Here is a 493-nt window from a genome sequence, read left to right as displayed (position 1 = left end):
GGCCGGGGGGCCTCGGTTCCCGAGGACGCCCATGTTCTCCATCGCACGGCGCAGCAGGCGCTGGCGCCGCAGCTTCGCTGCCTCGTCGGGGTTGGAGGGATCCGCTGCCACGTCGTCCTCGTCGAAATCCCAGTCGTCCAGATCACCGGACGGCTCGGACCACGCAGTCTCGCCAGTTGGGCCGGTGTTGTCACCGGGGAAGGTCTCGAAGTCGGATTCAATGGTCGCTTCGACGATGCCTTCGACAGGCGGTTCGTCGTTCGCCTGATTGACATCCGAGCGGACGAGCGTCTCCAAGTGGGCATCGACTTGCTGGAGCGCGGCCTCGAAGGAGGCGGTCAGCGTCTCGGCGGCTTCGTCCTTGTCGAAGGAGACGATGCGCCAGAGGTCGTCCTCGGTGGCCTTCCTGGTCGGTGTGGGACCCAGGCGCAGCGGCGGCGGCGCGGCGGCGGGTGCGGGGCGCGTGGCCCACAGGCTGTCGTCGGTCTCCGGC

1 pseudogene is annotated in these 493 nt (G+C 69.0%); it reads right to left on the bottom strand.

Going from position 1 to position 493, the window contains the following annotated elements:
* A pseudogene (locus tag HUW62_RS47705) lies at nt 1-493 on the bottom strand (molecular chaperone DnaJ); the annotation flags it as partial.

Origin of the sequence: Myxococcus sp. AM011 (genome assembly GCF_013372595.1) — a bacterium.
GTDB lineage: Bacteria > Myxococcota > Myxococcia > Myxococcales > Myxococcaceae > Myxococcus > Myxococcus eversor.
Note: the sequence above shows the minus strand (reverse complement) of the source record. Positions and strands in the feature narration are given on the sequence as shown.